A 13862-nucleotide genomic window follows, 5' to 3' on the forward strand; every position below is an offset into this window, starting at 1 on the left:
GGCGAGCTACTAATCGAAGAGGCGAAAATAAGGATAGCGCACCGGCACACCGGGCTCTTTCTCAAGGCTAAAGTTAATCACGGCCCAGCGGGGATCTTCGTCAGCGGGAGGGCTAAACTCCACCGGCAGGCCATAGAGCTTGGGGGCAGTGGAGGTCTCGGCTTGGCCGCGCCAGGGATTATTGCGCTCTAGATAGGCGTTGACCAGATCTTGATAGCGCTGGGCAATAATCACCCGCGTGGCCCGGTAGCCTTGAGTATAGAGCCGATCGAGGGCCTCGTGAATCTCAAAGCGAATGCCGTCGGGGTGAGTGTGCTGGCGATACCAGTCACCCTCCCACTGCCGCCAGTGCCGCCCTGACTGCAAATGCACCAACTCTTTGGAGTCGGGGTCGGCTTCAAAGGCCCCGTGGCGCGTGCAGAGGTAGGTGTCGGTCAGCGTCAGCGCTGGAATTGTCTGCCGACAGTGAGGACACTGGATTTCTGGGCCATAGATGGGGTACTGCAAAGCGGAGTTAACCATTGGGCTGAAACCAGTTGTGTCCTCAGTCGGCATGAGCGCTAGCCGTATTATACCTGTGGGGACTCGGCTGGCTGTGTAGTCGCAACATCCCATTGTTTGAATCTGGCCACTTTTTTGAGAACTTTACCCGCTATGAATGGCTCCCTTAGCCCTGTTTGGCCTCGCCCTGACCTTTCCCAGGCGACATTTGTCGCCCCTAATGCCACTGTGCTGGGCATGGTGACGCTCCACCAGGGCTGCAGCATCTGGCATGGGGCCGTGCTGCGTGGCGATGTCGAACGCATTGAAGTCGGAGCCTATAGCAATGTACAGGATGGGGCGATTCTCCACGGTGACCCTGGCCAGCCTACTATCCTCGAAGATTGTGTCACGGTGGGCCATCGGGCTGTCATCCACGGGGCCTACATTGGGCGGGGCAGTCTGGTGGGCATTGGCGCCATCGTGCTAAACGGGGTACGGGTCGGCAGCGGCAGTATTATCGGCGCGGGTGCGGTGGTGACCAAGGAGGTGCCGCCGCGATCGCTGGTGATGGGCGTACCCGGCAAAGTAGTGCGCGAGGTCTCTAACCAGCAGGCCCTCGAACTGCTGGAGCACGCCCAGAAATACCACCAGCTCGCCCTGGCCCACGCCGGACACAGCACTGATATTGGGTTTAGCTAAGGCTGACTCTGGGCGATGAGCTGACTGTTAGGCAGAGGGTGGCCTATGGTGTAGAGGGGGTGCCAAGCCCTCTACGGTGACGTTTGCCAGCGAGGCTGACAACGAAAACCGCTAAGGCATGGATGCTCACGTGAAGACTTAACTATGTAGGCTCGCTATGGAGTTTTGGTACCAGCAATTCTGGCCTTTGCCCCCCCAGTTTTCGGCTCGGATGCGAGGACTGGCTAAATCGGTTTTTGTCATTTTGCTCTGCCTGATCTGTCTCGTGGGCTGGGGTGATCTGGCCTGGAGCCAGCCCGAGGCCGCCGAGCTTTCACCAGAGACCGTGCAGGCAATCGCCGAGCTGCGCCAAAAGGCCTTTACTGCCTCCCAGCGGGGCCAGTTTGCCGAAGCTGAAACCTACTGGAGCGAGCTGATCGACTACCTGCCCAACGAAGCCGCTGTGTGGAGCAACCGGGGCAATGTGCGGGTGAGCCAAAATAAGCTGACTGAAGCGCTAGACGACTATGACCAGGCGGTAGCGCTGGCCCCCGAGCAGCCTGACCCCTACCTCAACCGAGGGGCCGCCTTAGAAGGCCTGGGGCGCTGGGACGATGCGATCGCCGACTACAGCCAGGTGCTAGCCCTCAACCCCGACGATGCCGCCGCCTACAACAACCGGGGCAATGCTAAGGCTGGCCAGGGCAATTGGGAAGCGGCCCTGGTGGACTACCAAAAAGCCGCTGATCTGGACCCTAAGTTTGCTTTTGCCCGCGTCAACACGGCCCTGGCCGAGTATCAGTTGGGTCACGCCGATGAAGCCATTCGCCAGTTTCGTAACCTGACTCGCCGCTACCCCAACTTCGCCGATGCCCGCGCCGCCCTCACCGCCGCCCTCTGGAGCCAGGGAGCCCTGGGTGAAGCCGAGAGCAACTGGGTCGCCGTGATGGGTCTCGATCGCCGCTACAAAGACCTGGACTGGGTCAGTACCGTGCGCCGCTGGCCCCCGGCCATGGTCACTGCCCTAGAGAAATTCTTGCATCTGTCTTCGAGTCCTAGTTAGCCGATCGGCCGAGGCCGAGTTGACGGGCAAAAAATTTATGCTACGTTAAATATAACGAGCGTTCGGTTAAAAAAGAATGCCCAAGATTGTCGATCATGACCAATACCGCCGAACACTGTTAAGCCAGTGTTTTGACCTATTTGCTGACCACGGCTACGCCAGCCTCACCACCCGGCAGATTGCCAAGGCGCTGGGGGTGTCGACCGGCACGCTGTACTACTACTTCCCCAGCAAAGAAGATCTATTTATGCAGCTGATCGAAGAGCTGACCGAGCAGGATTTGCTGCGCGCCACCGCCAAAATCGAAGGGCTAAGCACCCTGAGAGAGCGGATTCTGGCATTAGGGGATTTTCTAGAAGCTAACGAAGATTACTTCATCAAGCAGACGTTGCTGATGATGGATTTTTACCAGCAGGCCGGTGTCGGGCAGTCGCGGGTGAATGAGGCCGTGCAGCGGGTGAGTGAGCGATCGCGCGACGAAATCATGGCCGTCCTCCAGCTAGAGAATCCTCTGGTTGCCACCCATATTCTCTGTCTGATTGACGGGCTGATTGCGGAACGCATGGTAAACCCGGCCATGGTGTCGTACCGGCAGCAGGCAGAGCTCTTAGCTGACCTGCTGACCGCCTACCTGGAGAGGCCTAAGGGAGAGGCTCGATGACTATGAAATTCCTGGTCTGGTGGCGCTATGGTCGTCGCCAGCTCTACCCCTGGCTGGTTTTGACCAGGGCCGGCTGGCAACTACTGGTGCAGTGCGGCGTAGAGCGCGATCGGGCCGCCATTCGGTGGATGGCCACCTTGGTCAAAATTGACGGCGTTAAATTGACCGCGTTTCTCAATGATCTAATCTGGTAAACCCCATGGAAACCTTAGCCTTAACCGCCCTACAACCGACCCAATTCGATGCTGCCACTGAGCTACTGGGTGCCGCTTTTGCCGATGACCCCCTATTTAACTACCTGGTGCCTACCGATGTCCCCCATCGTCCAGGGGTAATGGCCTACCTATTCCGCCTACTGCTGCTGTGCGGTGCCGAGCATACCTACTGTTGTGTAGAGCCAGACCCCCAGGGCCTTAAAGGCTTGGCTATCTGGATGCCGCCGGGGCAGTCAGTAGGGCTGCTAGAGATGCTGCGGGTCGGGCTGTACGAGTTGCCCTTTCGCTTACCCTGGCAGTATCTGCCTCGCTGGCAGTCGGCGCTGGCCCTCGACTACTACCACCATCAGGCGATGCCCCAACCCCACTGGTACCTGATGCTCTTGGCCGTTAGCCCCTGTTACCAGCGCCAGGGCATCGGCCACCAGCTCATGCAGCCAGGGCTAGGGGGTAGCGATCGCAGCGGCCAACCCTGCTACGTCGAGACTTCCACCCCAGGCGCGGTGCGCTTTTACCAGCGCCACGGCTTTGACGTTCTAAAAACAGGCCCGTTTGCCGACCAGGCTCCGTCGTTTTGGACGCTACAGCGGCCAGGCCAAATGGAGGGCGGCACCTAACCGCCAATCATGCTAGGCAGTGAAAAATGCTTTGCCAGGCATCGTTGGTCTCACCCAGCCCCCTAGCTTTGGGCTAGCATCGATGGCCTCGACATTAGAAGACCGCCTGGGCCAGCTGTCTGGCTCCATAAGCAAACCCCAGCTCTCAAGCGAGGGCCGGGGCAAATTGGTCGTTCCATTTATGGTCGTTGGGCTAACAATAAAATTTAAAGATAAGAAAGTCATAAAGGCTCAGGGGGCAACAGCCCGGCAGGGGGGTCAATTTCAAGATACCCTTCGGCCAAATTCACCACGGGCACGATGGCAGGTACAAAAGGCACTAGCACGGTGCGAGTCTTGGCAGGCTCTGATTTCTCTGCCTTGGGAGAATAGTAAGTAACTTCTAAGAGATCGTTGCCCGCCGCAAACAAATCGGTAACGGTGCCAATTTCAGCTCCGGTGGCCTGCACAATCACCCGCAGCCCCATGAGGTCGGCGACGTAAAACTCGTCGTCGTCTAGACTGGGGCGATCGCCCTCGGGTACCAGCAGCACCGCATCTCGCAGGGCCTCGGCCTGGTCGCGGCTCTCAACCCCGGCGATCTGCAGGACGTACAAACCCTTGCCATCGATGTGGCGTCCGCGCACCAGCTCTACTAGCTCTGGTGTTTGGCTGCGGGGGCGCTGCAGCCAGCGATCGCCCGGTGCTAAGAACCGCTCTGGAAAGTCGCTGCTGGGGTACACGCGTACCTCGCCTTTGATTCCCTGGGGAGCCACAATGCGGCCAATCTCAACCCAGCCATCTCCCGTGGACAAATCAGCATGCTTTGGGGAAGGAGTCATCGGGCCGGTACCGCCATCGATGGGGTGGCCCCAGATTGACTCGGCGGGGCCCGATACACCTCGGTGACCAGCGCCCCGAGACGGGTCGCCGCCTCGGCTAGCTCGGCTCGGCTGGCGGTCAGGCTCAGCCGCAGACACTGGCGAGTGTGGGGCCAGTTGTCGCGCAGGCCTGGGAAGAAAGGATGCCCAGGGACGACAATCACCCCCCGCTGTTTGAGCCGCTGATAAAGCTCTTGGTCGGTAATGGGCAGTTGGTCAAACCACAACCAGGCAAAAATGGCGCCCTCGCCATTGTGCAAATACCAGGGCAAGTCCTGGGGCAGAGCCTGGTCAAGGGCAGCTGCGAGTACCGCAAACTTGTCTTGGTAATAGGGGCGAATCACCTGCTCAGACAGCTGGGCCAACGCTCCAGAGGCGATCGCTCGGGCCGCGATCGCCTGGCCGTAGCGCGATGAATGAATGCAAAAGTTGGTCTGAAAACATTCCAGCACCTGAATAATGGCCGGATCGCCAATGGCCACCCCCAACCGCTCGCCGGGTAACCCCGCCTTAGACAGGCTCATACAGTGGAGAATATTTTCCCCAAAAACCGGCTCCATAGCGGTGAAGTTGAGGGCCGGGTAGGGGGGCGCATAGGCCGAATCGACCAGCACCGGCACGTTGTGGGCCGCGGCCAGATTGGCGATGTGCTCAACATCTGCGTTGCTTAAGACATTGCCCGTGGGGTTGCAGGGCCGCGAAAACAACACAAACCCGGTATTTTCATCGATCGCCAACTGGCTAAAGTCAGGTCGATAGCGGAATCGATGCGAGGCCTCATCCTGAATAATGGTGGGGCGGTAGGCCCGCACCGCCTCAGGCACCAGCGAAATGCCGCCATAGCCCGTGTAGTCGGGGCTGAGGGGCAGCACGATGTCTTTCATGCGGCCAGTGGCGTGGTAGCCGCCAAAGGCATTGGCCGCCAAAAAGTAGAGCGCCTGACTGCCGGGGGTAATCAGAATATTGCGATCGCTCAGGGCCAGGCCATAGCGCTGGTTAAAGTCGTCTTTAATCGCCGCAATTAGCGGCTCATAGCCCTGGCTAGTGCCGTAGCGGCATACCACCTGGCCATACTCGGCGCTGGCCAGGAGCGCTTGGGTGCAGTCGCGCCAGAGCTGCTCGATCTCAGGCAAAATCACCGGGTTACCGGCACTGAGGTTAATCAACAGCTGCCCCTGCCCCGCCTGCAGCGTCTCGATAATGTCTTTCATAATGGCGCGCACACCGGTGAGGTGAGACATTTCCTCGCCGAAGCGGGTGAGTTCAGGGGTCATGGGTCGGGGAGAATAGATGAATAGGTGGAGCGGTCGGGAAGATGGTTAGCCTGCGCCTAGATGTAGAACGGTCAAATTAGTATAGTAGCCTCGCCAGAGTCAGTTATCTGCGATCGGCCGCAATCGGGCCTGTGCCCACCCCCTCATCGACGGTTCACCGTGCGCTACAAAAGCCCCTCGCCGCTGATCTGGCCTAATGGTCAGAAAAAAAGCCCCTCGATGTCTCGAGGGGCTAGTTACAGGCGCAGACAAACCTTTAGATGCTGAGCCAGCCAAACCACGACAGCACCACGGCGATCGCCACCAAACTCAAGAAAATCGCCAGCCCGGCAGTCACTGCCCCTGCCGCCTTACGAACTCCATCTGGCGTTTCCATCCAGTCGCCCTGGGCTAAACGGCGATCGGCAGAAAAGTCGTAACCCAGGGACTCTAGCGTGGTCAGGTGGTCGTGGGTGTAGCGAGGCATGCGCTCAAAGGGCAGGTCACCCTGCGATCGCTGGGGTAGCACCCGTCGTCGCTGGTAGGGCACCGTGCGATCGCCAAAATTGGCAACATACTCTTTACTGCCCATCAGGGCATCGACTAGTCCTTCTAATCCCTTTGTGGCCAGCACAATCGACCAGGTGAGAGTCTCTTTATCGTCGTAAACATTGCGACCTAGCAGTCGCTGCACACAGAGTTCTACAAACCGATAGTTATTATTAACCTCATAATTCCAGGTGCGAAATGCATTGGATGTCGCCAGCCCTCGGACAAAATCCTTGACCGAAATCAACCCACCCCGCAGTTGTGACTCCAGCAATACCTGGCGATTACTCTTCAGCATTTGTTGCTCATGAAACACCTGACGATAGGCCGCTAAAATGAGCGCGTCCATATCTGCCTGGGAGCAACCTAGATCGAGACTAAAAATCCCTGATTGCTCATCTCCTGGCACTTCATAGCCTGCCACACGCTGATTTTGGCTACTGGGCCCATAGGTTAATAGCGGCAAAGTCACAACTACTTTCCTCCAAGTGAAAGCTAAAAAGATATTTGATAATTTGTAGGAATCAAGGCCATAGTGAATTGAAGACCTTTGCTGTTATCCATAGACTCCTAGCTATGCCTGGCTTTTATTGCCATGGAACCAAAAACAGCTAAGGCCTAGACTAGAAGAACAGAGGAACGGAGATTCTTGTTTCGACAGGTACAGTAACAAACAGTTATATTTCTTAAAAATTTTCGCCAGGGGCATTTAATTCTTTTCTTAAAGAAATTAAATGCGAGGATTAAAATCCTGAATTAGCGGATAACTACTCCTGATATTTCAGCCTTTCTCCTGGGCTGGCGTAACATCCCTAAGCCGGCCAAACGCATCTACAACGCATCTACATTGTCAAAAGGGCATCTGGTCTCCTCGGGCGACGACCTTTGCCACCGTTAAACTTGCTGAACAAAATAGCCTTCTCCCGCAGGGGGCAAGAGAGGGTTGAGTAGACTAGGGCCCTAGCCGCAGCGTCAATCGCTCAGTGCCTGACGGTCTACCAGCCGAAGGCTGACAGCGGCAGGAGTGCTTCGGTGTGACCTCCCTCTGGAGCAATCTCAGGCTCAGATAAGCGGGACTCGGCACAAAACGACGCTGTGCTAAACCCACCAAAGCGTTTGACGACGCTAGTGCGCAGTCGCAGATTGGGGTTGGCAAACCAGAAACGCTCTATAGAACTCATGGTTTCGTACTCAGTAATGAGTAGCAGCCCCTCGTCACCGTCCACTTCATAGCGTCCAATGACAGGAACAATCTCGGCATAGCCGCGCTCGCGCAGTAGCTGGCCATGGCTGGGGTTGTCACTGTCAGGCACCAGGGCAAATACGGTGCTGCCAGCGTGGTTTTCGTCATCTTTATCCCAAGCCATGGCCCCCTCCCAGGTGACAAAGGCACCGCCAACCGCTAGCGCCGGGTCTACCTCGTGTAGTTGGCAAATTTCCACCACGCGGGCATGCCCTGCCGCTAGGGCCTCTACTTTAATCGTTGAGCCGCCTAATTCAGCCCGGCGAAAGGGAAGGTGGTGGGTGGTGCGTTGAGAGTTCCACTCGCCCGCGCTGAGGCGAAAAAAATCCATTACGTCCATGGGGCAGGTCTCTTTTTATTAGACTTCTCAGAATTGCAACTGTAACTATGGCGACCGACAACAGCAGACGGCCATTCTGGATCATACCGCTGTGTAGGAGTCAATGCATGAGTTTAGCTAGGGTTGAGTCCCGATCGCTAGGGTTTGACTCCTAGGCTAAAAACGCCCGATAGCCTGCTGTGACGGCCCAAAACCACGACCCAATATTGCGTAATATTACGTTGCCTGAGAGAAGCCAGGCTGAGGCTAAAAGCTCTACAGTGACCACCACCAGCAAATTCTTTCGCTTTGCTCCTGCAGTGAACGTAGCTTTTCCTTAATAACTTGTAAAAGATAAAGACACACCAGCGGTGTATAAACATGTCTGGAGGGTTAATTGAATTAGCGAAAGCCAATTCAGGCAACGGTTTCAAGGAATGTCTTAACTCCCCTGTAGAGATGGCATTCCTCCTTCTGATGAGCCTTCTTAAAAGCGTGTGGTGAGCTGACTGTGTAGAAGCTTGAACAACCTTGAAGAAGTGTAAATTAGATGAGAAGACGGACCCCGCTGATCCTTAAGATCCTTCCTATAGATTAGTTAGACAGCTCCGGCTGAACTAATGATTAACTCGGTCTTTTGGCCATTTTCAAGCTAACTCAGCGACAAAAATTAGGAGATTTGAGTCGATGTTTGACGCATACACCAAGGTTGTTTCTCAGGCCGACGCACGCGGCGACTTTTTGTCTGGCGATCAGCTAGATGCTCTGGGTCGTGTTACTGCTGACGGCCTCAAGCGGATCGATGCCGTTAACCGCATGACTGGCAGCGCTTCTAAGATCGTATCTGACGCCGCTCGCGCCCTGTTCGCTGAGCAGCCTCAGCTGATTGCTCCTGGCGGCAATGCTTACACCAACCGTCGGATGGCTGCTTGCCTCCGCGACATGGAAATCATCCTGCGCTATGTGACCTATGCAACCTTCACCGGTGATGCTAGCGTTCTCAACGATCGCTGCCTGAATGGCCTGCGTGAGACCTACGTTGCCCTGGGCACTCCCGGCGCTTCCGTAGCCGCTGGCGTTGAGAAAATGAAGGCTTCTGCTATTGGCATCGTTTCTGATACCGCTGGTATCACCCAGGGCGATTGCAGCTCCCTCTATTCTGAAATCGGCAGCTACTTCGACCTGGCTGCTGCAGCCGTTGCTTAGGTTCATCCTAAATTGAACCTTGCTTGAGTTGGGCCAATCTGGCTTGACTCTCAACTACTCGTTCATTTGCTGTGAAGACAATTCAAGGAGAACCTTAAGACTATGAAAACCCCATTAACTGAGGCTGTTGCAGCAGCTGATTCTCAAGGCCGCTTTCTGAGCGCTTCTGAGCTACAGGTTGCTTTTGGTCGTCTACGTCAAGCTACCGCTGGTCTAGAAGCTGCTAAGGCTTTGACCAACAAGGCTGACTCTCTGGTCAGTGGTGCTGCTCAAGCCGTTTACAACAAGTTCCCCTATACCACCCAAATGCAGGGGGCTAACTACGCTTCCGACGAGCGTGGTAAGGCCAAGTGCGCCCGTGACATCGGCTACTACCTGCGGATGGTAACCTACTGCTGCGTCGCTGGTGGCACTGGCCCCATGGATGAGTACCTGGTTGCTGGTCTAGACGAAATCAACAGCACCTTCGAACTGTCTCCTAGCTGGTACGTGGAAGCTCTGAAGTACATCAAAGCTAACCATGGTCTGTCTGGTGATGCAGCTACCGAAGCTAACTCCTACGTCGATTACGCCATCAACGCTCTAAGCTAAGTTGGCCATTTGCCCGGAGGGGCAGACAGTTGTTAGCTGATTGTTAGCGATTGTTTGCTGCTCCGGGCATTGTTGTATCTATACACGCCCAAGGAGGCAACCATGGCAGTCACCACTGCAGCGGGACGCCTTGGCGTTTCGCCCTACGACGAGTCGATGCAGGTAGAGCTACGGCCCAACTGGGTCGAAGACGATGTGGAGGCAGTGATTCGCGCTGCTTACCGTCAGGTCTTTGGCAATCAGTACATTATGGCTAGCGAGCGTAATACCAGCGCCGAGTCTTTGCTTCGGCAGGGAGAGATTTCAGTTCGAGATTTTGTGCGGGCCTTGGCCCTGTCAGACCTCTATCGGGATAAGTTTTTCCTGAGCGGGCCACAGAATCGCTTTATCGAGCTGAACTATAAGCACCTGCTGGGTCGGGCGCCCTACGGCCAGGACGAAATCGCTTTTCACACCGACCTTTACAACACCGACGGCTACGCAGCGGAAATCAACTCCTATATTGATTCCGAAGAGTACCGCGACAAGTTTGGGGACAACGTTGTCCCCAGCTACTGTGGTCACCTAACCCAGCGGAGCCAAAAGACGGTCGGGTTTTCCCGCTTCTTTCAGCTTTATCGAGGCTACGGCACCAGCGATCGCGCCCAGAGTAGTGGCATGCGAGCCAGGCTAGTGTCTGAAATTGCTAAAAACTCTTCGTCGCCCGTGGGTAGCGGGGCTACCGGAGCCGCCATCGTGGGGGTGTCTGGTGGCGATCGCGAGAAGCTCTATCGGGTACGGGTTAACCAGGCTACCGTAGCAGGTAGCCCTCAGGTGCGCCGCACCTGCACTGAGTTTTTGGTGCCCTACGAGCAGCTGTCTCGAAAGCTTCAGCAAATTAACCGCACCGGCGGCCGAGTGACTAACGTCGACCTGGTTTAGGTAGCGGTTTTAATACCCTCTCTGGCGGAGTGCTTGGTCTCTCAGTTGAGGCCGCAATGGTTATCTCACCGGGGTAGGGTCACCTAGAGCTTAGGCTGTGGGTGGCTCTACCCTAGGTGAGTCTGGCCTTGGGTACTGCGCCAGTTTTTATTCTGATGTGTTGATTAGCTCAACCCTCACTTGTGTTGATCTCGCTTGTGTTGATAAGGAGAATAATCCTGTGCCTATTACAACGGCAGCATCCCGGTTGGGAACCGCTGCATACGATGAAACCTTACCCGTAGAGCTACGGGCAAATTGGACCCCCGATGATGCCGAGGTGGTAATTCGGGCTGTATATCGCCAGCTGCTAGGCAACGACTACCTGATGAAGTCTGAGCGCCTAACCGGTGCTGAGTCGCTGCTTAAAAATGGTTACATCAGCGTGCGCGATTTTGTGCGCGCCGTGGCCAAGTCTGAGCTGTACAAAGAGAAGTTTTTCTACGGCAACTTCCAAACCCGCGTGATTGAGCTGCACACCAAGCATCTGCTGGGCCGCGCCGTCTACGATGAATCTGAAGTGGTTGAGCACCTCGATCGCTACGAAACCCAGGGCTACGACGTTGACGTCGATTCGTTCATTGACAGCGAAGAGTATCAGGCCAATTTTGGCGACAATGTGGTGCCCTACTACCGCAGCTTTGTTTACCAGGCTGGGCAGCGTTCGGTGGGCTTTACCCGCATGTTCCAGATGTATCGAGGGTACGCCACCAGCGATACCGCCCAAGCGGGGGGCAAGAAGTCTCGCCTGGCGGGCGAGCTGGGTCGTAACACTTCATCGTCGATCATTAGCCCCACCAGTGCTGCTGCGGGCTGGTCGTCTCAAGCCAACAAGCTGGCCACCCCCAGTCAGGCCCTGGGTGGGTCTACCCCCTACGGCAGCGACAGTCGAGTCTACCGCATTGAGGTCATGGGCGCTAACCTGCCCCGTTACCCCAAAGTGCGGCGCATCAATACCTCCTATCTGGTGCCCTACGAAAAGCTGTCGGCCAAGCTACAGCAAATCAACGCTATGGGTGGCAAGGTAACTAGCGTTACGCCCGCCAGCATGTAAATCCGAGCTTAGGTGGGGTATTCCTAAGGATGCCCCCGCCTGAACAACACCGTATCCGAGATCTCGCAACGACCAGGAGTAGTTTCCTATGCTCGCTCAAAATGCCTTTGGCAGTCAGACTAATTCCCCTGCTGGCAATCGTGTCTTCCTCTACGAAGTGGAGGGGCTGCGCCAAAACGACGCCACCGATAAAAATAACTATCCTATTCGCCAGAGCGGCAGCACCTTTGTTAAGGTGCCCTACAGCCGCATGAACGAAGAAATGCAGCGTATTGTTCGCATGGGCGGCAAGATCGTCAGCATTCAACCCCTCTCTGCCGACTAGGCTGTTTAATCAGGCTGGAGACGCAGGAGATATGGAACCGGATCCCCAGCAGTTGGTCAACGCCGAGGGCGAATCTCTAACGGTGGATCAGGCTATTGCCAACCTGTGCCAAACTGCTGATGGGGGCCTGCGCTACTATGCCGCTTGGTGGTTGGGCCGTTTTCGTGTGAGCGAGTCTGAGGCCCTTCAGGCGCTAGTGGCCGCCCTGGAAGATGAAAACGATCGCGCCCCCGATGGCGGGTATCCGCTGCGGCGCAATGCGGCGCGAGCGCTGGGGAAACTCGGCGATCGCACGGTTGTGCCAGCCCTTGTTCGCTGTCTTGACTGCGATGACTACTACGTGCGCGAGTCGGCAGCTCAGGCGCTAGGGGCCCTGGGGGATGAGCGGGCGATTGCGGCCCTGCGATCGCTGCTGGCCGGGGGGGTGGCTGCGGCTGTGGCTGTTCCCGGCAAGCCCCACCTGGTGCAGCCTTACAATGCTGTGTTAGAGGCCCTGGGTAATCTGGCTGCGCGCGATGCGGTCAGCGATATTGCACCTTTTCTAGCCCATGAGGTGGCTCAGGTGCAAAATGCTGCCGCCCGGGCGCTCTATCAGCTGACTGGCGATGCGGCCTATTGCGATCGCCTAGTCGATCGGCTACAAGAGCCGAACCTGCAACTGCGACGATCGGCGATGATGGATCTAGGCGCGATCGGGTATTTGCCCGCCGCTGGCGCGATCGCCGCCACCCTAGCCGAAAACAGCCTTAAGCTAATTGCGCTCCAGGGTGTGTTAGAAACGCACTTGCAGCAGTCTGGGTTCCCAACCGCAGGCTTAACTGCCGAAGCCCGCCAGGTTTTAGGTTTGATGGATGAGCTGCTATAGAACTAGATGAGCTGCAACCAGGCAGAGGTTAACCAGCGGCAGGGCAGAAAACTTCTTGCCATGATCATGATTGGAGCCGGTTCAGGCGTGGGTGCGACAATAGCAGAGCTAATTCGAGCGATCGACACCGCTGATTCTAAAGGTGCCATGGTGGTGGCCGTCAATCAACTGGCCGCTGCTCAAGATGCTGCCGCTATTCCTACTCTAATTACCGTGCTGGGCTACAACAACCCCGGTGCGTCAGTAGCTGCAGTCAATGGTTTGGCGGCCCTAGGCGATGCTGCGGTGCCAGCCTTGCTCGAACAACTCGACGGCTACAACTATGGTGCCCGGGCCTGGGCTATTCGGGCTCTGGCGCTGATTGGCGATCCCCGAGCGTTATCGGTATTGCTCGATACCGCTAAAGGAGACTTCGCCCTCAGCGTGCGTCGGGCTGCTGCCCGAGGCCTGGGCAACATCAACTGGTCACTGCTGGCTCCAGACCAGAGGGCTATACTCCAGGAGAACGTGCTTCAGGTCTTGACCGAGGCGGCTATCTCCGACCCAGAATGGGTCGTGCGCTACGCTGCGGTAGCTGGGCTACAGGGTTTGGCGATCGCTTGGGTGGAGCCCAACTGCCAAATGTCGCCGCTCCTTAACTGTCTAGAACGAGTTTGCTGGAACGACGATACCGCTGCTGTACAAGCCCGCGCCCGCCTGGCATTAGAGGCTTTAGCCAGCTAAATTAAGGCCTTGCCCTGCCAGATAGAGAAATGCAACACATTTACGCAATTTCGAGGTATGGTCTCTATGGTTAAGGCGCGTCTAAAGCGTTTGATTGAGATTGCTTAAGCCAAGCATCTCGGGGCAGCTACTCCGTGCGTTAGAGTTCGGTGCGTTAGAGTAAATAGCCAGGTTTGGGGAGGGTCGTGTAGTGTTGG

General features: G+C 56.5%; 17 protein-coding genes. 12 read left to right on the forward strand and 5 right to left on the reverse strand.

Annotated features, from left to right (window positions below; translation table 11 throughout):
• Positions 1-9: 9 nt before the first annotated feature.
• The gene (locus tag IQ254_RS01615) at positions 10-522 is read right to left on the reverse strand and encodes a TIGR02652 family protein (RefSeq protein ID WP_193963654.1); all 513 of its coding nucleotides are present in this window, start codon (positions 520-522) and stop codon (positions 10-12) included.
• A gap of 132 nt (positions 523-654) precedes the next feature.
• Between IQ254_RS01615 and IQ254_RS01620 the strand changes: the two genes are divergently transcribed.
• The 5 genes from IQ254_RS01620 to IQ254_RS01640 all read left to right on the forward strand — a co-directional run bounded on the left by IQ254_RS01620 (position 655) and on the right by IQ254_RS01640 (position 3717).
• Positions 655-1182 carry a gamma carbonic anhydrase family protein gene (locus IQ254_RS01620; protein ID WP_193963655.1) on the forward strand — a complete coding sequence of 176 codons (528 nt, stop codon included), beginning with the start codon at positions 655-657 and terminating at the stop codon, positions 1180-1182.
• 157 nt (positions 1183-1339) lie between these two features.
• Positions 1340-2224, forward strand: coding sequence for a tetratricopeptide repeat protein (locus IQ254_RS01625; protein ID WP_228039936.1), 885 nt, complete (start codon positions 1340-1342; stop codon positions 2222-2224).
• A 76-nt stretch (positions 2225-2300) separates the two neighbouring features.
• Positions 2301-2885 (forward strand): TetR/AcrR family transcriptional regulator, encoded by a 585-nt coding sequence (locus IQ254_RS01630; protein WP_193963656.1) that lies wholly within the window; start codon positions 2301-2303, stop codon positions 2883-2885.
• Positions 2882-3079 (forward strand): hypothetical protein, encoded by a 198-nt coding sequence (locus IQ254_RS01635; protein ID WP_193963657.1) that lies wholly within the window; start codon positions 2882-2884, stop codon positions 3077-3079. Before IQ254_RS01630 ends, IQ254_RS01635 begins: the two co-directional genes overlap by 4 nt.
• A gap of 5 nt (positions 3080-3084) precedes the next feature.
• Positions 3085-3717 carry a GNAT family N-acetyltransferase gene (locus tag IQ254_RS01640; RefSeq protein WP_193963658.1) on the forward strand — a complete coding sequence of 211 codons (633 nt, stop codon included), beginning with the start codon at positions 3085-3087 and terminating at the stop codon, positions 3715-3717.
• A gap of 221 nt (positions 3718-3938) precedes the next feature.
• Here IQ254_RS01640 and rimM read toward each other — a convergent pair whose 3' ends face one another.
• The 4 genes from rimM to IQ254_RS01660 form a co-directional block, all read right to left on the reverse strand.
• The gene (gene rimM, locus IQ254_RS01645) at positions 3939-4538 is read right to left on the reverse strand and encodes a ribosome maturation factor RimM (protein WP_193963659.1); all 600 of its coding nucleotides are present in this window, start codon (positions 4536-4538) and stop codon (positions 3939-3941) included.
• Positions 4535-5851 carry a valine--pyruvate transaminase gene (locus IQ254_RS01650; protein ID WP_193963660.1) on the reverse strand — a complete coding sequence of 439 codons (1317 nt, stop codon included), beginning with the start codon at positions 5849-5851 and terminating at the stop codon, positions 4535-4537. The genes rimM and IQ254_RS01650 overlap by 4 nt, the downstream gene beginning before the upstream one ends.
• Positions 5852-6107: 256 nt before the next feature.
• Positions 6108-6851: a phycobilisome rod-core linker polypeptide gene (locus IQ254_RS01655; RefSeq protein ID WP_193963661.1), complete on the reverse strand. Its 744-nt coding sequence runs from the start codon at positions 6849-6851 to the stop codon at positions 6108-6110.
• Between the two features lie 523 nt (positions 6852-7374).
• Positions 7375-7962 (reverse strand): phycobiliprotein lyase, encoded by a 588-nt coding sequence (locus IQ254_RS01660; RefSeq protein ID WP_193963662.1) that lies wholly within the window; start codon positions 7960-7962, stop codon positions 7375-7377.
• Positions 7963-8628: 666 nt separating this feature from the next.
• Here IQ254_RS01660 and IQ254_RS01665 point away from each other — a divergent pair.
• The 7 genes from IQ254_RS01665 (at position 8629) to IQ254_RS01695 (ending at position 13665) form a co-directional block, all read left to right on the forward strand.
• On the forward strand, positions 8629-9147 hold the full coding sequence (locus IQ254_RS01665) for a phycocyanin subunit beta (RefSeq protein ID WP_193963663.1): 519 nt from the start codon (positions 8629-8631) through the stop codon (positions 9145-9147).
• Between the two features lie 102 nt (positions 9148-9249).
• The gene (gene cpcA / locus IQ254_RS01670) at positions 9250-9738 is read left to right on the forward strand and encodes a phycocyanin subunit alpha (protein ID WP_193963665.1); all 489 of its coding nucleotides are present in this window, start codon (positions 9250-9252) and stop codon (positions 9736-9738) included.
• Between the two features lie 102 nt (positions 9739-9840).
• The gene (locus IQ254_RS01675; RefSeq protein WP_193963667.1) at positions 9841-10659 is read left to right on the forward strand and encodes a phycobilisome linker polypeptide; all 819 of its coding nucleotides are present in this window, start codon (positions 9841-9843) and stop codon (positions 10657-10659) included.
• A gap of 220 nt (positions 10660-10879) precedes the next feature.
• Positions 10880-11752, forward strand: coding sequence for a phycobilisome linker polypeptide (locus tag IQ254_RS01680; RefSeq protein WP_193963669.1), 873 nt, complete (start codon positions 10880-10882; stop codon positions 11750-11752).
• Positions 11753-11840: 88 nt separating this feature from the next.
• Positions 11841-12077 (forward strand): phycobilisome linker polypeptide, encoded by a 237-nt coding sequence (locus IQ254_RS01685; RefSeq protein ID WP_193963671.1) that lies wholly within the window; start codon positions 11841-11843, stop codon positions 12075-12077.
• 31 nt (positions 12078-12108) lie between these two features.
• Entirely contained in the window at positions 12109-12942 is an 834-nt protein-coding gene (locus tag IQ254_RS01690; RefSeq protein WP_193963673.1) for a HEAT repeat domain-containing protein, read from the forward strand.
• Positions 12943-13008: 66 nt separating this feature from the next.
• Complete coding sequence (locus tag IQ254_RS01695) at positions 13009-13665, forward strand: HEAT repeat domain-containing protein (RefSeq protein WP_193963836.1); 657 nt, start codon at positions 13009-13011, stop codon at positions 13663-13665.
• The last annotated feature ends 197 nt before the right edge of the window (positions 13666-13862 follow it).

The organism is Nodosilinea sp. LEGE 07088, assembly GCF_015207395.1.
In the GTDB taxonomy this organism is placed as follows: Bacteria; Cyanobacteriota; Cyanobacteriia; order Phormidesmidales; family Phormidesmidaceae; genus Nodosilinea.

Bases quoted from the DNA above. Each gene is read 5' to 3' on its own strand.
- IQ254_RS01615 (WP_193963654.1), bottom strand. From the start codon at position 522: ATGGTTAACTCCGCTTTGCAGTACCCCATCTATGGCCCAGAAATCCAG.
- IQ254_RS01620 (WP_193963655.1), top strand. From the start codon at position 655: ATGAATGGCTCCCTTAGCCCTGTTTGGCCTCGCCCTGACCTTTCCCAG.
- IQ254_RS01625 (WP_228039936.1), top strand. From the start codon at position 1,340: ATGGAGTTTTGGTACCAGCAATTCTGGCCTTTGCCCCCCCAGTTTTCG.
- IQ254_RS01630 (WP_193963656.1), top strand. From the start codon at position 2,301: ATGCCCAAGATTGTCGATCATGACCAATACCGCCGAACACTGTTAAGC.
- IQ254_RS01635 (WP_193963657.1), top strand. From the start codon at position 2,882: ATGACTATGAAATTCCTGGTCTGGTGGCGCTATGGTCGTCGCCAGCTC.
- IQ254_RS01640 (WP_193963658.1), top strand. From the start codon at position 3,085: ATGGAAACCTTAGCCTTAACCGCCCTACAACCGACCCAATTCGATGCT.
- rimM (WP_193963659.1), bottom strand. From the start codon at position 4,538: ATGACTCCTTCCCCAAAGCATGCTGATTTGTCCACGGGAGATGGCTGG.
- IQ254_RS01650 (WP_193963660.1), bottom strand. From the start codon at position 5,851: ATGACCCCTGAACTCACCCGCTTCGGCGAGGAAATGTCTCACCTCACC.
- IQ254_RS01660 (WP_193963662.1), bottom strand. From the start codon at position 7,962: ATGGACGTAATGGATTTTTTTCGCCTCAGCGCGGGCGAGTGGAACTCT.
- IQ254_RS01665 (WP_193963663.1), top strand. From the start codon at position 8,629: ATGTTTGACGCATACACCAAGGTTGTTTCTCAGGCCGACGCACGCGGC.
- cpcA (WP_193963665.1), top strand. From the start codon at position 9,250: ATGAAAACCCCATTAACTGAGGCTGTTGCAGCAGCTGATTCTCAAGGC.
- IQ254_RS01675 (WP_193963667.1), top strand. From the start codon at position 9,841: ATGGCAGTCACCACTGCAGCGGGACGCCTTGGCGTTTCGCCCTACGAC.
- IQ254_RS01685 (WP_193963671.1), top strand. From the start codon at position 11,841: ATGCTCGCTCAAAATGCCTTTGGCAGTCAGACTAATTCCCCTGCTGGC.
- IQ254_RS01690 (WP_193963673.1), top strand. From the start codon at position 12,109: ATGGAACCGGATCCCCAGCAGTTGGTCAACGCCGAGGGCGAATCTCTA.
- IQ254_RS01695 (WP_193963836.1), top strand. From the start codon at position 13,009: ATGATTGGAGCCGGTTCAGGCGTGGGTGCGACAATAGCAGAGCTAATT.